At 71.9% G+C, this 14957-nt stretch carries 8 protein-coding genes; 2 read left to right on the top strand and 6 right to left on the bottom strand.

The genetic code is table 11. The annotated features are described in order from the left end of the window. Positions 1–2 precede the first annotated feature (2 nt). A complete protein-coding gene (locus IGA62_RS00965; RefSeq protein WP_145817066.1) occupies positions 3–905 on the top strand; it encodes an inositol monophosphatase family protein in 903 nt (300 codons plus the stop codon). Positions 906–949: 44 nt separating this feature from the next. Here IGA62_RS00965 and IGA62_RS00960 read toward each other — a convergent pair whose 3' ends face one another. Next, entirely contained in the window at positions 950–2182 is a 1233-nt protein-coding gene (locus IGA62_RS00960; protein ID WP_145817069.1) for an ArsB/NhaD family transporter, read from the bottom strand. A gap of 104 nt (positions 2183–2286) precedes the next feature. Here IGA62_RS00960 and IGA62_RS30510 point away from each other — a divergent pair, with 104 nt between their 5' ends. Beyond that, positions 2287–8076, top strand: a complete 5790-nt coding sequence (locus tag IGA62_RS30510) for a WD40 domain-containing protein (RefSeq protein WP_145817070.1) — start codon at positions 2287–2289, stop codon at positions 8074–8076. Positions 8077–8135: 59 nt separating this feature from the next. Here the strand turns inward: IGA62_RS30510 and IGA62_RS00950 are convergent, their stop codons facing one another. The 5 genes from IGA62_RS00950 to IGA62_RS00930 form a co-directional block, all read right to left on the bottom strand. Further along, a complete protein-coding gene (locus IGA62_RS00950) occupies positions 8136–9041 on the bottom strand; it encodes a carbohydrate ABC transporter permease (protein WP_145817072.1) in 906 nt (301 codons plus the stop codon). Then, a complete protein-coding gene (locus IGA62_RS00945; RefSeq protein WP_145817075.1) occupies positions 9038–9946 on the bottom strand; it encodes a carbohydrate ABC transporter permease in 909 nt (302 codons plus the stop codon). The genes IGA62_RS00950 and IGA62_RS00945 overlap by 4 nt, the downstream gene beginning before the upstream one ends. 55 nt (positions 9947–10001) lie before the next feature. Further along, complete coding sequence (gene ngcE / locus IGA62_RS00940; protein ID WP_145817077.1) at positions 10002–11417, bottom strand: N-acetylglucosamine/diacetylchitobiose ABC transporter substrate-binding protein; 1416 nt, start codon at positions 11415–11417, stop codon at positions 10002–10004. A 336-nt stretch (positions 11418–11753) separates the two neighbouring features. After that, positions 11754–12788, bottom strand: coding sequence for an extracellular catalytic domain type 1 short-chain-length polyhydroxyalkanoate depolymerase (locus IGA62_RS00935; protein WP_198501176.1), 1035 nt, complete (start codon positions 12786–12788; stop codon positions 11754–11756). 84 nt (positions 12789–12872) lie between these two features. Then, on the bottom strand, positions 12873–14720 hold the full coding sequence (locus IGA62_RS00930; protein ID WP_186499787.1) for a hypothetical protein: 1848 nt from the start codon (positions 14718–14720) through the stop codon (positions 12873–12875). Positions 14721–14957: the final 237 nt, after the last annotated feature.

Here is a 14957-nt window from a genome sequence, read left to right as displayed (position 1 = left end):
GCATGGACGTGGAGCCGAGCAGACGCGGGCCGGACCTGCGGGACGCGCACCGGTTCGCGGTGGAGGCCGCCCAGGCCGCCGGGCGGCTGTTGCGCCGGGGCACCCGGGGCGACATGCGCGCCCGGGCCAAGAACGACTCCGGCGACCTGGTCACCGACCTGGACCTGGCCGCCGAACAGCTGATCGTCGACCGGATCCGGGCCCGCTGGCCGGAGCACGGCGTGATCGCCGAGGAGGGCGGCGAGTACGCCGCCGGCGACTCCTGGGCGTGGCTGGTCGACCCGCTCGACGGCACCAACAACGTGGCGATCGGACTGCCCACGTACGTGGTCGGGATCGCGCTCTGCGACCGGGGCTCGCCGGTGCTCGGGGTGGTGCACGACCCGGTCGCCGGCCGTACCTGGTCGGCCGTCCGGGGCCAGGGCGCCTTCGTGCACGTGGACGGCCCGGCCGGCCAGCCGCTGCGCACGCCGCACCGGCCGGTGCCGGCCGCGCCGGTGCTGGCCTGGACCCAGGGACACGAGGTACGCCGGGACGACAGCACCGCCCGCGCCCTGAAGGTGGTGCTCGACTCCACCGCCCGGCGCGTGCTGCAACTGTGGGCGCCGCTGCTGTCCTGGGTGATGCTGGCCCGGGGCGACATCGACGGCATTGTCGGCTACCGCCCGGAGGCGGTCGACCTGCCGGCCGGGATGCTGGTGGCTGCCGAGGCCGGCATGGTGGTCCGGGCCCTCGACGGTGGCTGCTTCGACGACCGGTACGGGTGCCCGGCTGACCGGCGCAGCTTCGTCGCCGGCCCGCCGGAGACCATCGACCGGCTGGTCAAGCTGGTCACCGTGGCACAGTGGATCGAGCCGCAGGTCCGCCATCTCACGCCGATCAGCCTGACCACTGTCGGCTGGTGACCGACGACGGCGGACGGTGTGGCGGGCGGATGGTGAGGCAGCCGTCAGGCTGACGGGGTGACCAGCAGGGCGGCGACGGTGGCGACGGTGCACAGGGCGGCGAGGACAGCGCTGGTGGCCAGGAACCGGCCCAGCGGGACCGCGACCCCGGCGGCCCGGCAGCGCTCGTACCAGATCAGCGTGGCCAGCGACGCCCACGGGGTGGCGAGCGGGCCGACGTTGGTGCCCACCAGCAGGGCCAGCAGTTGGGTGTGGTGGTCGGGGGCGATGACCGCCTCCCCGGCCACGTACGCGGGCAGGTTGTTGACCGCGTTGGCGAAGAGCGCGCCGGCGGCGCCGGCCCGCAGTGCGCCCTCGGTTCCCGGGTCGCTGCCGATCAACGTGCCCATCACGGTGTCCAGCCCGTGCCGGCCGATGGTCTGCACCACCAGGAACAGCCCGGTGACGAAGACCAGCAGCCGCCAGGGGACCAGCTGGAGTCTCAGGCTGCCCCGGGCGCGGACCGCGAACCCGGCGACCAGGATCGCCGCGGCCACCCCGGAGACGATCCCGATCTCGACCCCGGCGAGGATCCCGGCGACGAAGAGCAGGCAGGCCACGAGCGCGGTGCGATAGAGCACGGGGTCGGGCGGCACGTGCGGCGGCGGTGGCACGAACGGGTCGGCGCCGGCCCGCGCCGGCCGCCAGTACCACCACCAGAGCAGCAGCATGGTGATCGCGATGGCGACCAGTTGCGGCCACCACATCCGGGCCGCCCACGGCACCGGGGCCAGCCCGATCCGGTCGCTGGCCAGGATGTTGGTCAGGTTGGACACGGGCAGCAGCAGGCTCGCCGTGTTGGCCAGCCAGACCGTGGTCATCGCCAGAGGGATCGGCGGCACGCCGAGCTTGCGGGCCAGGGCGATCATCACCGGAGTGAGCAGGACGGCGGTGGTGTCCAGGTTGAGCGCGATCGTGGTCACCGAGGCGAACCCGACGCAGAGCCAGAACAACGCGCCGAAGTTGCCTCGGGCGGTGATCGCCATCCGGGCGGCGAGCGCGTCGAAGACCCCGGCCACCGCGGTCAGCTCGGCCAGCACCACCACGGTGCCGAGGAAGACCAGGATCGGCAGGATCCGGCGTACGGTGGCCTCGGCGTCCGCGCCGGGGAGGAGACCGGTGAGAACGCAGAGGACGCCGCCTGCGAGCAGCCCGATCGCGACCCAGTCGAGTACGTGCAGCCGGCCCCAGCGGGATCGGTCCGGTGCGGCCGACGGTGGCTCGCCGGTGGTCTCCACAAGGCAGGATCCTCGCACACCGCTTCTCGCCCGACCGGGCCGGACGCGACGGGTCGACCTCCCAGGGTGGCGACGCGTTGACGGTGGGTGGCCATAATGGCCAGGTGGCTGTAGGCACGCAACCGACCCGGTCCGACCGCCCGATCGACTTCTTCATCAGCTACTCGCCCGCCGACGAGCGCTGGGCGACGTGGCTGGCGTGGGAGTTCGAGGCCGCCGGCTACCGCACCATGCTCCAGGCGTGGGACTTCGTGGCCGGCACCAACTTCATCGACTTCATGGACCGGGGGGTCCGGGAGGCCGCAGTCGTGGTGGCCGTCCTGTCCGAACGCTACCTGCACTCCACCTACGGCAAGCTCGAGTGGCAGGCCGCGCTGCGCGCCGACCCGGACGGCACCGGCAACAAGCTGGTCACCGTCCGGGTGGAGGACTGCCCGATCGACGGCCTGCTCGCCACCATCACGTACGTCGACCTGGTCGGGGTCACCGACCCCGCGCAGGCACGTTCCCGGGTGCTGGACCGGATCCGGGAAGCGCTCGACGGCCGCGCGAAGCCCGCCCGGCAACCTGCCTTCCCGCACCATCCCGCCGACCCGACCGGGGTGCTCTCCGCGCCCGTCGTCGGCCCGCCCGCGCCGCGCCGGTCGCGGCGTACGCCGATCAACCCGCCACCGTTCCCGCCCGCCTCGGTGGCCGTACCGACCGCGCGGACGGCGCTGACCGTGCTCCAGGTGGCCGGACCGCGGTTCGGTCGGGGCGTGATCGCGCCGGGTGCCCCGGTCACCCCCGGAGAGCTCCAGGAACACCTGATGGGTGACCTCACCCTGCTGATGAACGACGGCGTTCCCCGACCCGACCTGCTGGTGGTGGCGGGCAACCTGACCGAGTCCGGCAGCCCCCGCGAGTTCTCCGACGCGCTGAGTTTCCTCACCGGGCTGCGGGTGCTGCTCGGGTTGGAGCCGCACCGTCTGGTCGTGGTGCCCGGCCCGCGCGACGTGACCATGGCCGCGAGTCGCGCGTACTTCGCCACCTGCGAGGCGGACGACGTCGACCCGCAGCCGCCGTACTGGCCGAAGTGGCGGCACTACGCGCGGCTCTTCGACGACCTCTACCAGGGTCTCGAGGACCGGATCTTCGACAGCGAGCAACCCTGGACGCTGTTCCCGGTGCCGGACCTGCGGGTGGTGGTGGCCGGGTTGAACTCCACCGTCGCCGTCACCCACCGCGAGGAGGACCGGTACGGCTTCCTCGGCGAGGCCCAGTCCACCTGGTTCGCCCAGCGGTTGCGTCACTACCAGCAGTCCGGCTGGCTGCGGCTGGGCGCGATGGCGCACGTCCCCGGCCCGCGCACCCCGTACGCCGACGAGGTGGCGGTCCCGGACGGGGTGACACTGCGCGACCGGGGGTCGTTCAACCGCCTGCTCGGGCCGATGCTCAACCTGCTGTTCTCCGACGCCGCGCCGACCGGCGCCCGGGTCGACCCGGTGGTGCCGCTGGCCACCGCCTCCCGCGACGGCCGGGCGCAGGTGCTCCGGCTCGCCGCCGACGGGATGACCCGCTGGGTGCTCGGCCGCGACGACCGGCACGAGGTGGGCGAGCCGACGGCGGTGAGCTGGCCACGGACGGAGGCGACGTTCGGGGCTGCCGGTCCGGCCCAGGTGCCCGACCCGCGGCAGCCCACCGCCGTCGAGGGGCCCACCCAGGACGCGCCGGCCACCCCGCCGGCCGTGGTCCCGGCGGCGCCGCTGGACCGACTGCTCGACCGGCTGGCCGAGGTCTGCGAGGCACGTCACGACCGGGTGCTGGTCCGCCGGGTGGCGGCCGAACCACCACACCTGTTCGTCACCTACCGCGCCGACGGGGTGGTCCGGCAGCAGCGGGTCGGGGCGTACGTCGGCACCCCGACCGCCACCGACCTCGACCACTTCGCCCGGCGGGTGCACGCCACCGACCCGGACATCCCGTCCGAGCTGGTCTACGACGGCGACCGGGTTCCGCGCGGGCTGGCCGACCAGGCGCAGCGGCGCGGCGTACGGGTGCTGCACCTGACCGAGTTCCAAGGGCTGCTCGACCTGCGCGAGTACGTCGCCACGCAGACCGCCCGGCTACAGGCCGACCGGCTCTACCCGCCCGGCCAGTACGTGCCGCAGCGCTATCGCCACCTGGTCGGCGCCGACCAGCAGGTCCGCGAGGACGTGGTGGACGAACTGCTCGGGCTGGCCTCCGCGCCGGACGGCCGGTTCGTGCTGGTGCTCGGCGACTTCGGCCGGGGCAAGACGTTCGCGTTGCGCGAGGTGGCCCGCCGGCTGCCGACCGCCGCCCCCGACCTGATCCCGATCCTGGTGGAGCTGCGTGCGCTGGACAAGGCACACTCGGTCGACGGGCTGGTCGCCGCGCACCTGGCCAACCACGGCGAGCAGGTGATCGACCTCAAGGCGTTCCGCTACATGCTCCGGCAGGGGCGGATCGTGCTGCTCTTCGACGGCTTCGACGAGTTGGTGGCCCGGGTCACCTACGACCGGGCGGCGGACCACCTGGAGACGTTGCTCCAGGCGGCCGAGGGCAACGCCAAGATCGTGGTGAGCAGCCGCACCCAGCACTTCAAGACCAACTCGCAGGTGCTCACCGCCCTCGGCGAGCGGGTGGGCATGCTGCCGCACCGGCGGGTGCTGGCCATCGAGGACTTCACCCCCGGGCAGATCGAGGCATTCCTGCGGCACCGCTACGGCGGTGACGAGCGGGCCGCCCGGGAGCGGATGGACCTGCTCGGCGGGGTCAAGGACCTGCTCGGCCTCTCCCGCAACCCGCGCATGCTGGGCTTCATCGCCAACCTCGACGAGGGACGGCTGGCCGCCGTGTCGGGTGCGGGTGGCACGTTCAGCGCGGCCGCGCTCTACCGGGAGATCCTGGAGTCCTGGCTGGACTTCGAGGAGCGGCGTACGCAGGGGGTGCCGGGCGTACCGGTCAGCCTGCGCCGCCCCGAGCTGTGGCAGGCGGTGAGCCGGTTGGCGTTCCAGCTCTGGGAGAGCGGGGAGTCGTACCTGCGCCTGGCCGAGCTGGCCGAGACCGCCGGGCAGCTGGCCGGGCTGGCGGAGTCCCGGCTCTCCGGACCGCAGGCGACGCACGCGGTGGGTGCGGGCAGCCTGCTGGTCCGCACCGACGACGGCCTGTTCGGGTTCATCCACGCCTCCGTGATGGAGTGGCTGGTCGCCGCAGGGATCGCCGCGCAGTTCAACCAGGGCGAGGAACCGTCGGCCCTGGCGGCGCGCCCGCTCTCGGCGCTGGCCGTGGAGTTCCTCGGCGACCTCGCCGACCCGGCCCGCTGCACCGCCTGGACGGCGCAGGTACTCGGCGACGAGACGGCTGGCGAGACGGTCCGGGCCAACGCCTTGCGGCTCAGCGCCCGGCTGCGGCTGCCGGACCGGGCCGACCTGCGTGGCGCGGTGCTGCGTGGTGAGGACCTGTCGCACCGGGAACTGGCCGAGGCGGATCTGACCGGTGCGGACCTGACCGACACCCGCCTGGTCGCCACCAACCTGACCGGGGCCCGGCTGGCACACGCCCGGTTACGCGGCGCCCGCCTGGACCAGGCCCGCCTCGCCGGGGCCGACCTGCGCGAGGCCGAACTGGCCGGGGCCCGACTGTTCCGGACGGACCTGCGCGACGCGCGGGTCGCCGGCAGCAGCTGGCGCCGGGCCGCGCTGATCGACGTGAACGCCGACGCGGCGCTGCTGCGCGCGCCGGAGCTGCGTGGCGCGGTGGTCGCCCCGGGCCGTCCCGTGACACCGGGCCTGGCGCCGCCCGCCGTCGGCGTCTCGTACGGCTTCGAGGTGGGCCGGCTGCCGGTGCCGGCGGCGTACAGCCCGGACGGCGCGGTGCTCGCCGTGGGCAGCGACGACGGCGGTGTGCTGATCTGCGACACGGCCACCGGCCTGCCGGTGCGGACCCTCCAGGGGCACCGGGGCCGGGTGTACGCGGTCCGCTTCGACGCCGCCGCGCACCACCTGGTCACCGGCGCGGCCGACCTCACCGTACGGCTGTGGGACGCCGACCACGGGGACGTGCGGCACGTGATCGAGGACGTCTTCGCCGGCTGGGTGTGGCCGCTGCTCACCGACGGCGCGCGGGGCCGGCTGGTGGTGGGCGACGCGGCCGGCGTGGTCCGGCTCTACGACACCCGCACCGCCCGGCTGCGCCAGGTCTGGCCGGGGCACGCCGCACCCATCTGGGGCACCTCGTTCAGCCCGGACGGCCGGCGGGTCGTGGTCGTGGACAGCGCCGGCGTGGTCCGGGGCTGGGACATCGCCTCGGGCGACCTCGCCTTCGAGGTGCGGGAACCGGAGGTGGTCTACCGGGTGGTGCACACCCCGGACGGCCGGTTGCTGGTCGCCGTCGGCCAGCACGGCCGGGTGTGGATCCGGCGGGCCACCGACGGGGATCTGCTGCGCCAGCCGCGTGGCCACGAGGCCGACGTGTACGCCCTCGACGTGCACCCCGACGGCGGGTTGATGGCCACCGGCGACACCCATGGCGCGCTACGACTGTGGGACGTGGAGACCGGCCGCCCGGTCCGGGTGCTGGGCCGGCAGCGCGGGGCGATCTACAGCGTCCGGTTCAACGCCGACGGCACCGTGCTCGCCACGGCCGCCAGCGACGGCGCGATCCAACTCTGGGGCACCGCGGACGGCCAGCTCCGGCACGAGCTGACCCGGCACCGTGGCTCGGTCTGGCCGGTGGTCTGGCGGCCGGACCAGACCCAGGTGGCGACCAGCAGCAACGACGGCACCACCCGGCTCTGGGACGCGCGGACCGGGCAGCTTCAGCACACCCTGCGCGGACACGGGCGGCGGGTCACCTCGCTGTCCTTCCGGGACGACGGCGAGGTGCTGGCCGCCTGCGGCAACGACGGCGTGGTCCGGCTGTGGGAGCCGCGCACCGGGCGGCTGGTCCGGCAGCTCGCCAGTCCGGCCGACCGGCTGCTCTCCGCCGTGTTCTGCCCGGGTGAACCGCTGGTCGCCGCACCGAGCGGCGACGGCGGGGTGCACCTGTGGAACACCGACACCGGGATCGACGAACGCGAACTGAACGTGGACACCGACCATGTCTGGGCGGCCGCGTTCAGCCCGGACGGCGACGCGATGGCCACCGCCAACGACGACGACACGGTCCGACTGTGGTACCGGCGTACCGGCCGGCACTTCGCCACCCTCACCCCGCACCGCGGCCGGGTTCGGGCGGTGGCGTTCAGCCCGGACGGCGAGACCATCGCCACCGGCTGCGACGACCAGCTCGTCCGGCTCTGGGACGCGGCCACCGCGACCTGTCGCCGCACCCTGGAGCAGCACACCGACCGGGTGTACGCGGTGTGCTTCAACCGTGAGGGGACCCTGCTCGCCAGCGCCAGCAACGACGGCACCGCCGTGGTGTGGGACGCGCTCACCGGCGAGCGACGCACGGTGCTCACCCAGCACACCGGCCGGCTCTGGTCCTGCGCGTTCAGTCCGAACGGCGCGCTGCTCGCCACCGCCGGTGACGACCTGATCATCCGGCTGTGGGATCCGGGCACCGGCCGGCTGCACGGCACCCTGGCCGCGCACACCCGACGGGTCTGGTCGGTGGCGTTCAGCCCGGACAGCAGCATCCTCGCCAGCGCCGGTGACGACGGCACCGTCCGACTGTGGGACGTGGCGGACCCGGAGCACGCGCAGCTGCGCACCACCCTGATCGGCCTGCCCGACGGCTGGGCCGCCGTCAGCCCCGACGGGCGGTACAAGCTGGACGGTGACCCAGGCGGCCAGTTCTGGCACGTCATCGGCACCTGCCGGTTCGAGGTGGGGGAGTTGGACCCGTACCTGACGCAGGTGCGCCGCCTGTCGGTGGACGCCCCGTTCTGAGGGCCGGCCGTGAGCCGGCCAGCCCTCGGAACGGGCGGGCGCCGATGCCGGCCGGCTGACTACTTGAGCTGGCCGGCGGTCAGGCCCGACTGGACCTGGCGCTGGAAGGCCACGTACACCAGCAGCACCGGCACCACGGCGATGGTGAGGCCGGCGAAGAGCTGGGCGTAGTCGCCCGCGTAGCCCTGGCTGACCGACAGCGCGGCCAGGCCCTGGGCCAGCATCCACTTCGAGTCGTCGCCCTGCAACAGCACCTGTGGCAGCAGGAACTGGTTCCAGTGGCTGAGGAAGTTGAAGATGGCCACGCTGATCATCCCCGGGCGGGCCATCGGCAGCATCACCCGGAAGAACAACCGGAAGTGGCCGCAGCCGTCGACCAGCGCCGCCTCCGCCACCGACGTCGGCAGGGTGCGGAAGAACGCGGTGAGGAAGAAGACCGTGAACGGCAGCGAGTACGCGGCGTAGACCAGGACCAGCCCCGTCCAGGTGCCGAACAGCCCGGCGTTGCGCACGACGAAGAACAGCGGCACCAGGGCGAGGAAGACCGGGAACATCAGGCCGCCGACGAACAGGTAGTACGCGAGCTGGCGGCCCCGGAACTCGTACCGGGCGAAGACGTACGCGGCGGTGGCACCCATCAGCATGGTGAGGGCGACCGAGCCGGTGACGACGATCGTGCTGTTGAGGAAGTACCGGCCGATGTGCGCGCTGGTCCACGCCCGGGCCCAGTTGTCGAAACGCAGCTCGCCGGGCAGGCCCCACGGGTCGGAGACGATCTCCGCGTTGCTCTTGAACGAGCTGAGGAACATCCACAGCAGCGGGAGCACGGTCAGTGCGCCCCAGAGCAGCAGGAAGCCGTGCGAGAGGACGTCCACCACGCCCCGGTCGCGGCGTACCGCCCGGTCGGCGCCGGTGCCCCGGCCCCGGCCGGCGGTGACGTCGGTGGACGTGTCGATGGTGGTCATGACAGTTCGATCCGTTCCCGCCGGCTGACCCGCAGCGCCAGCACGGCCACCGACAGGGTCAGGAAGAACATCACCACACCGATCGCCGAGGCGTAGCCGAACTTGGTCTCGCTGCCGAACGCGGTGTCGTACAGCCGTACGCCGATGACGTCGGAGGAGAAGTTGGGGCCGCCGTTGGTCATCAGCTGCACGAGGATGAAGCCGTCCAGCGCGGCGATGGCCAGGTAGATCCAGGCGACCTGGACGGTGTCCCACAGCAGCGGGATGGTGATCCGGCGCAGCGTCGTCCAGCGCGACGCCCCGTCGATCAGCACCGCCTCGTAGATCTCCCGCGGGATCGCCGACATGGCGGCACCGAAGAGCACCACGTAGAACCCGACGTTGGCCCAGATCATCACCGCCAGCACGCACCAGAACGCGGTACGCGGGTCGCCGAGCCAGGCCGGCGCGGGCAGCCCGACCGCGCGCAGGATGCCGTTGAGCAGTCCGGCGTTGGGCTGGTAGACCTCCTTCCACAGCGCCGCGATGATCACCACCGAGAGCACCTGCGGGAAGAAGTAGACGGTGCGGTAGAGCGCGCTGCCGCGCACCCCGGTGACCCCGGCCCGGCCCCGGCGCCCGCCCATGCTGAGCATGGTGGCGAAGAACAGCCCGAGCCCGATGGTCAGCACCGGCACCAGGGCGAGCAGGATCGCGTTGTTCTTCAACGCGTTCCAGACGTAGTCGTCGTGCCACAGGGCCCGGAAGTTGGCCAGGCCCACCGGGTTGGCCTCGGCCGAGTAGCCCAGCCAGTCGGTGGTGGAGATCTGGAACGCCTGCAGGTACGGCGAGACGACGAAGACGACGTACAGCAGCAGCGGCGGCACCAGGAAGGTGACGATCAGCGGGTACTTGCCGTGTTTCATGGGGCCTACTCTCCGGCGGCGGCCGGGCGGGGCGCTGCCCCGCCCGGCCGGGGCTTCACGCGGCCCGCTTGTACTTCTTGATGGAGCTGTCCTGGGCGATCGAGTCGGCGCCCTTCTGGCACTGGTCCAGGAACTCCGCCGGGCCGATCCGCCCGCTGAAGAACTCGCCGCACGCGGCGTCGACCAGGTTGCGCTCCAGCTTGCGGTAGTAGTTGTTGTAGACCCAGTTGAATCCGTTGGTCCCGGAGGCCTCCAGTGCCTTGACCACGGTGGTGAGACCGAACGGCAGCTCCACGCCCTCGGTGGCCCCGGCCACCACGGTCAGGCTGGAGACCTTCTTCGTGAAGTCCTGGGCGCCCTTCTTCGACAGCATGGTCCGGAAGTAGTCCAGGCCGCCCGCGACGTTCTTCGCCTTGGCCGGCACCATGAACGGCTCGCCGGCGGTGCCGCGGATCGCCTCGAAGGGCAGCTTGTCGCCGCTGCCGAGGCTCGGGGTCGGTGCCACGGTCATGTCGAACCCGGCCGGGGTGACGGCCTTCTGCTCGCTCTCCAGCCAGGAGCCGCAGGAGATGAACGCGGCCTTGCCCTGGCACCAGGCGGTCTGCGACTGGACGTGGTCCAGCCCCGGCGTGCCGTCGAGGATGAACTTGTCCTTGACGATCTGGTGCCAGGCGTCGGCGGCGGCCTTCATCGCGTCGGACTTCCAGGCGTTGGGCTCCAGGTTGTCGATCGCCGTGGCCACGGAGGGGCCGCCGAACTTGATCGCCGTGGAGATCACCGGCCAGCTCATGTAGCGGGGGTGCTTGCCCGCGTACGTCCAGGGGGCGATGCCGGCGGCCTTGATCTTCTTGCACAGGGCGATGTGGTCGTCCCAGGTCTTCGCGTACTCCCAGCCACGGTCGGCGAAGAGCTTGGTGGAGTGCCAGATGCCGTAGACGGTGTAGGTGTAGTTCATCACCAGGAACCGGCCGTCGTACGAGCCGACCTCCACCGCGCCCGGCAGCAGCGTCTCCTGGACGGTCTTGCCCGGAATGTCGAGGCTCGGGGCCGAGAGCAGCTCACCGAGGTCGGCGAGGGCGTTCTGGGAGACCAGGCCGTTGAAGTCGATCTGGCCCGCGCCGGAGTTGTTGACCACGTCCGGCGGGGTGCCGTCGACGAAGCGTGGCTGGAGGGTCTTGCTGATCTCCTGGGTGGCCGAGTGCTTGATCGTCGCCTTGGGGTACCGCTCGGTGTACATGGCCTCGTGGGCCTTGGCGTAGTCCTCGCCGAACCCGCCGTTGAAGATCACGACCTCCAGCGGGGCGTTCTCCTTGACCCCCAGCGGGTTCTGCTCGCTCTTGGTGTCCTTGTACACGTCGGCATCGCCCTTGTCGCCACCGCCGGAGGTGGCGCAGCCGGCGAGCAGGCCGGCGGCGGGGGTGGCCAGCAGGCCGGCGGCGGCGCTGCGCCGCAGGATGTCACGCCTGTTCATGCTCTCTCCTCGAATCGGTACGGGCTGCCGCCGGATGTGGGGATGACGGCCACCGCGCGAGGGGCGGGGGAACCTGTCGTTAGTCTTCACTTTGTCGAATATTGCTGAAGAATTTCTACGGCAGGACCGCGCCGACTTCAAGACCTACGGCCCGGCGTGGTGTTACGAGACAGCCTCAACTGCCCGGCGAGGTCTGGATCGCACCGCCGCAACCGCCGGATCTCCGCCCGGTCTGCGCCGATTGTCATCGGTGGTGGGGGAGTGGTTCGTGTCCTCCCTCGGACACCGATTCGCGGCATCGAGGCCGTGTCCTGGGTACCGGTCGAGGCGGGGAGTTCAGCTGTTGCGCGGGTGAGCCGCGAAGAAGCGCCAGATCGTTTCGGTGGCCGCCAGCGCCGTTGACGGCGGGTCCATCCCGAGCAGGCGTTCCACCCTCGCCGGCGACGCGCCCGGCCACTGGTGCCCTGCGTCGGCGATGGTGATCAGCTCGACGTCGCGCCCGTCCGGACAGCGGGCGGCCGACGTGGTGACGGCTCCAGCGGTACGTGCCTGCGGAGCGGCGCATCGCGCGACCTTCCGCCACCGGTCGACCTGGTCGGCGACGGGTCCGCCGTCGATCTTCACCGGGCGCCGCCCGGCCCCGCCGTTGTCCAGCTTTCCTGGCCGACCGTCGTACGGGACCACGTCGTCGGCGGTGCCATGGATGTGGACCAGGGAGATCGGTGCCGGCGACGGGCATGGCCCGAGCAGCGTTCCCGCCACCACCCCGATCGCGGCGAAGGTGGTGGTCTCGCAGGCCAGCCGGTAGGCGAGCATCCCGCCGTTGGATATCCCGGCGGCATAGGTCCGGTTCGGATCGATCGACAGCCTGGCGGAGATGTCGGCCACCGTGGCGACGACGAACGCCACGTCGTCGACGCCGTCGTGGGCCGGCTGCCCGCAGCAGTGGGCGCTCACCGCCCAGGATCGCTGGAGGCCATCCGGGTACGCGACCACGAACCCCTCACGTTCCGCCGTGGCGTTCCACCCGTACGCCATCTCCGCCTGGCGACCGTTGCCAAGGGCGCCGTGCAGCATCACCACCAACGGTGCCGGTGCAGACGGCGACAGCTTGGCCGGCCGGTACAGCCGGAAGGTGCGTTCCCTGCCGGCCACCGTGATCCGGTGGGCGGACGATCCACCGGCAACCGGGCTCCGGGGGCCGGCCGCGGTCGGTGTGGACCCGGGTGGTGCGGTCGGTACGGCGGCCTCCCGCCGCGGCGGACGCGTCACGTCGCAGCCGATCAGCACGGTGAGGACGACTCCGACCGCCACCACCACCGCTGACGCGGTACGTGCGACGGTCGCCGTCATCGTGGTTCGCCGATTCATGAGATCTCCCCTCGCGGTGCCCGTCCTCAGCGGCGCGGGCCGGTCGGTGCAGAACACCGACCGGCCCGCGCCCGAACGGACTCGTCACTTTCCGCCGGTCGCCGCCGCCTCGCTGGCGTCACCTCCGGGCGGGAGCGGACGCCCCGTCCCGGCAGTGGAGGGGTCGAGGGCGGCGACGGGTAGCCGGATCAGCTCCCAACCGCCCTCCGGGACATCATCCTGCTCGTCGGTCCGCAGGTTCATCGGGTTCGCCATGCCGAGGTAGATGCTCGAATCGTCGGCGACCATGGTGCGGATGCCGTAGTTGAGATAGTTGCCGAGTCCGGTGGTGTCCACCGGCCTGGCAGGTTCGTTCGGGTTGTCGAACGCCCACAGGTCGGCGCCGTACGACGAGGCGTCGGCGGTGCCGAGCGCGGCGGTGATCCCGCCACCAGATTCCCTGCCCAGGTAGCTCCAGTCCATGGTGCCGACGTACAGCGAGCCTCCGGCCACCACCATCTTCCAGATGTAGTTGTTGTAGCCGTTGCCGAATCCCGCCGCGCCGAACCTGGGCGTGTACCCGGTCGGGGTCAGCCGCCACTCGCCCGCCCCGTCGTTCGCCGCCGGATCGAATGCCGGCAGCTTCGACTGGCCGTAGAGAAGCTCGACCGACGCGTTGTCCTCACATTCACACTCGGGATCGAAGCCGCCGGCCCGGAAGAGGCTCGCCGTGCGCTGCGTGTTCGGCACCGCGACGGGGTCTGGCTTGCCACCCGTCGGCGTGTAGCGCCTGGCGTGCGCCTGCGTGGCCTTCAGCGGCACGTGCATCGTCCCCCAGTAGAGGTGACCGCCGTACGAGGCGAGCCCGCCCAGGCCGTACGTCTCGGCCACGACGGGGTCCGGCTCGTACTGGCCCGCGTCCCACAGCCGGCTCCAACCGTCGGCGTCGGCGGGGGTGAGGCCCGGCTCTCCGTCCGCGAGGAGCGGGCTCAGCCACACGCCGGGGACCCGGCCCTGGGTACCAGCGCTGGGCCAGGTGATGAGGGCGATCCGTCCCTGGTGCGCGGTGATGTCCGCGACCTGTCCCGGCAGATCACCGACCACCCCGAACCGGAACGGGTCGTCCTTGCTGCCGGTCCAGCGCAGCACCGCACCCCCGCCCAGACCGTCGAGCCCTACGCCCACACCGGCGTAGAGAACACCGTCGGCGACCACGAAGTTCCGGATGTTGCCGTAATCGGAGAGGGTCGTCGATCCGAGGTACCGACCCGACTCGCTGTCGAAGGCGAAGAGGTTGATGCCGCCGAGAGCCGGTCCCCCGAGCAGTACGACACCCTGGTGGGAGCCGGCGGCGCGGATCCCTATCGTCGAGTTCCGCCGCATCCTGTCCATCGGGGACGCCTTGCCGATGTCGCCCCCCTTGTCGGTGAGCTGCCGCGTCCGCGTGTCGTAGAGGAACACGTCCGGTGGCCGCCAGTCTCCCCCTCCCGCAGGCAGGAACGGGTTGAGCTTTCGCAGCTGACTCTCGCCGTACTCGCACACGTAGTCGTCGTTCTGGACCGGCTTCGTCTGCTTGAGGCCCTTCCCCAGGGTGAGGCAGTGGACGTTGGGAGCCGTCCCGAACCAGAGCTGGTCGCCCGACTTGGTCAGGCCCCACACGTACGACTGGTTCACCTTCGGTACGCCGACTCTGCACGGCGGTCCGGGTGGATACGGCTCACCGATGCCGGCGAAGCACTCGTCCGGTGTGGCTTTGGCCAGCAGTTCCGGTCCGGGGGGCGCCGGTGCCGCCGGCACGTCCGCCAGGGGTGGCTGATCCGCGAACTCGCGTGTGCGTCCGACCGGATCCGGACTGAGGCGGTGCTGGGCCGCCGGCACGGTGGCGAGCAGCGGCAGGGTCGCCATGATGGCGGCGGGAAGCAGAGACCGGGCGAGGATCTGGGCCCTGTCCATAGAGGTCCTTTCGTCGGGTGGCGATGCGTCGAGCGGTTGTTGCCAGGACTTCGGGTGCGGTTGGTGACGTGAATGTGAGCCCGAACTCGGTTTTATCAGACAAACCCGGACGAACCGCGCAAAACGCTAGAGACCTACCTATTTCGGATGAAGGCCCCGCCGGTGACGTGGCTGGCGTGGCCACCGCGAACGGGTCTGGAGTGAGTCGGAAGGTGAGGCACTTTGCGTGCTCGGGTC

Source organism: Micromonospora sagamiensis, assembly GCF_014680085.1.
GTDB lineage: Bacteria > Actinomycetota > Actinomycetes > Mycobacteriales > Micromonosporaceae > Micromonospora > Micromonospora inyonensis.
Note: the sequence above shows the minus strand (reverse complement) of the source record. Positions and strands in the feature narration are given on the sequence as shown.

Bases quoted from the DNA above. Each gene is read 5' to 3' on its own strand.
- IGA62_RS00965 (WP_145817066.1), top strand. From the start codon at position 3: ATGGACGTGGAGCCGAGCAGACGCGGGCCGGACCTGCGGGACGCGCAC.
- IGA62_RS00950 (WP_145817072.1), bottom strand. From the start codon at position 9,041: ATGACCACCATCGACACGTCCACCGACGTCACCGCCGGCCGGGGCCGG.
- IGA62_RS00945 (WP_145817075.1), bottom strand. From the start codon at position 9,946: ATGAAACACGGCAAGTACCCGCTGATCGTCACCTTCCTGGTGCCGCCG.
- ngcE (WP_145817077.1), bottom strand. From the start codon at position 11,417: ATGAACAGGCGTGACATCCTGCGGCGCAGCGCCGCCGCCGGCCTGCTG.
- IGA62_RS00935 (WP_198501176.1), bottom strand. From the start codon at position 12,788: ATGAATCGGCGAACCACGATGACGGCGACCGTCGCACGTACCGCGTCA.
- IGA62_RS00930 (WP_186499787.1), bottom strand. From the start codon at position 14,720: ATGGACAGGGCCCAGATCCTCGCCCGGTCTCTGCTTCCCGCCGCCATC.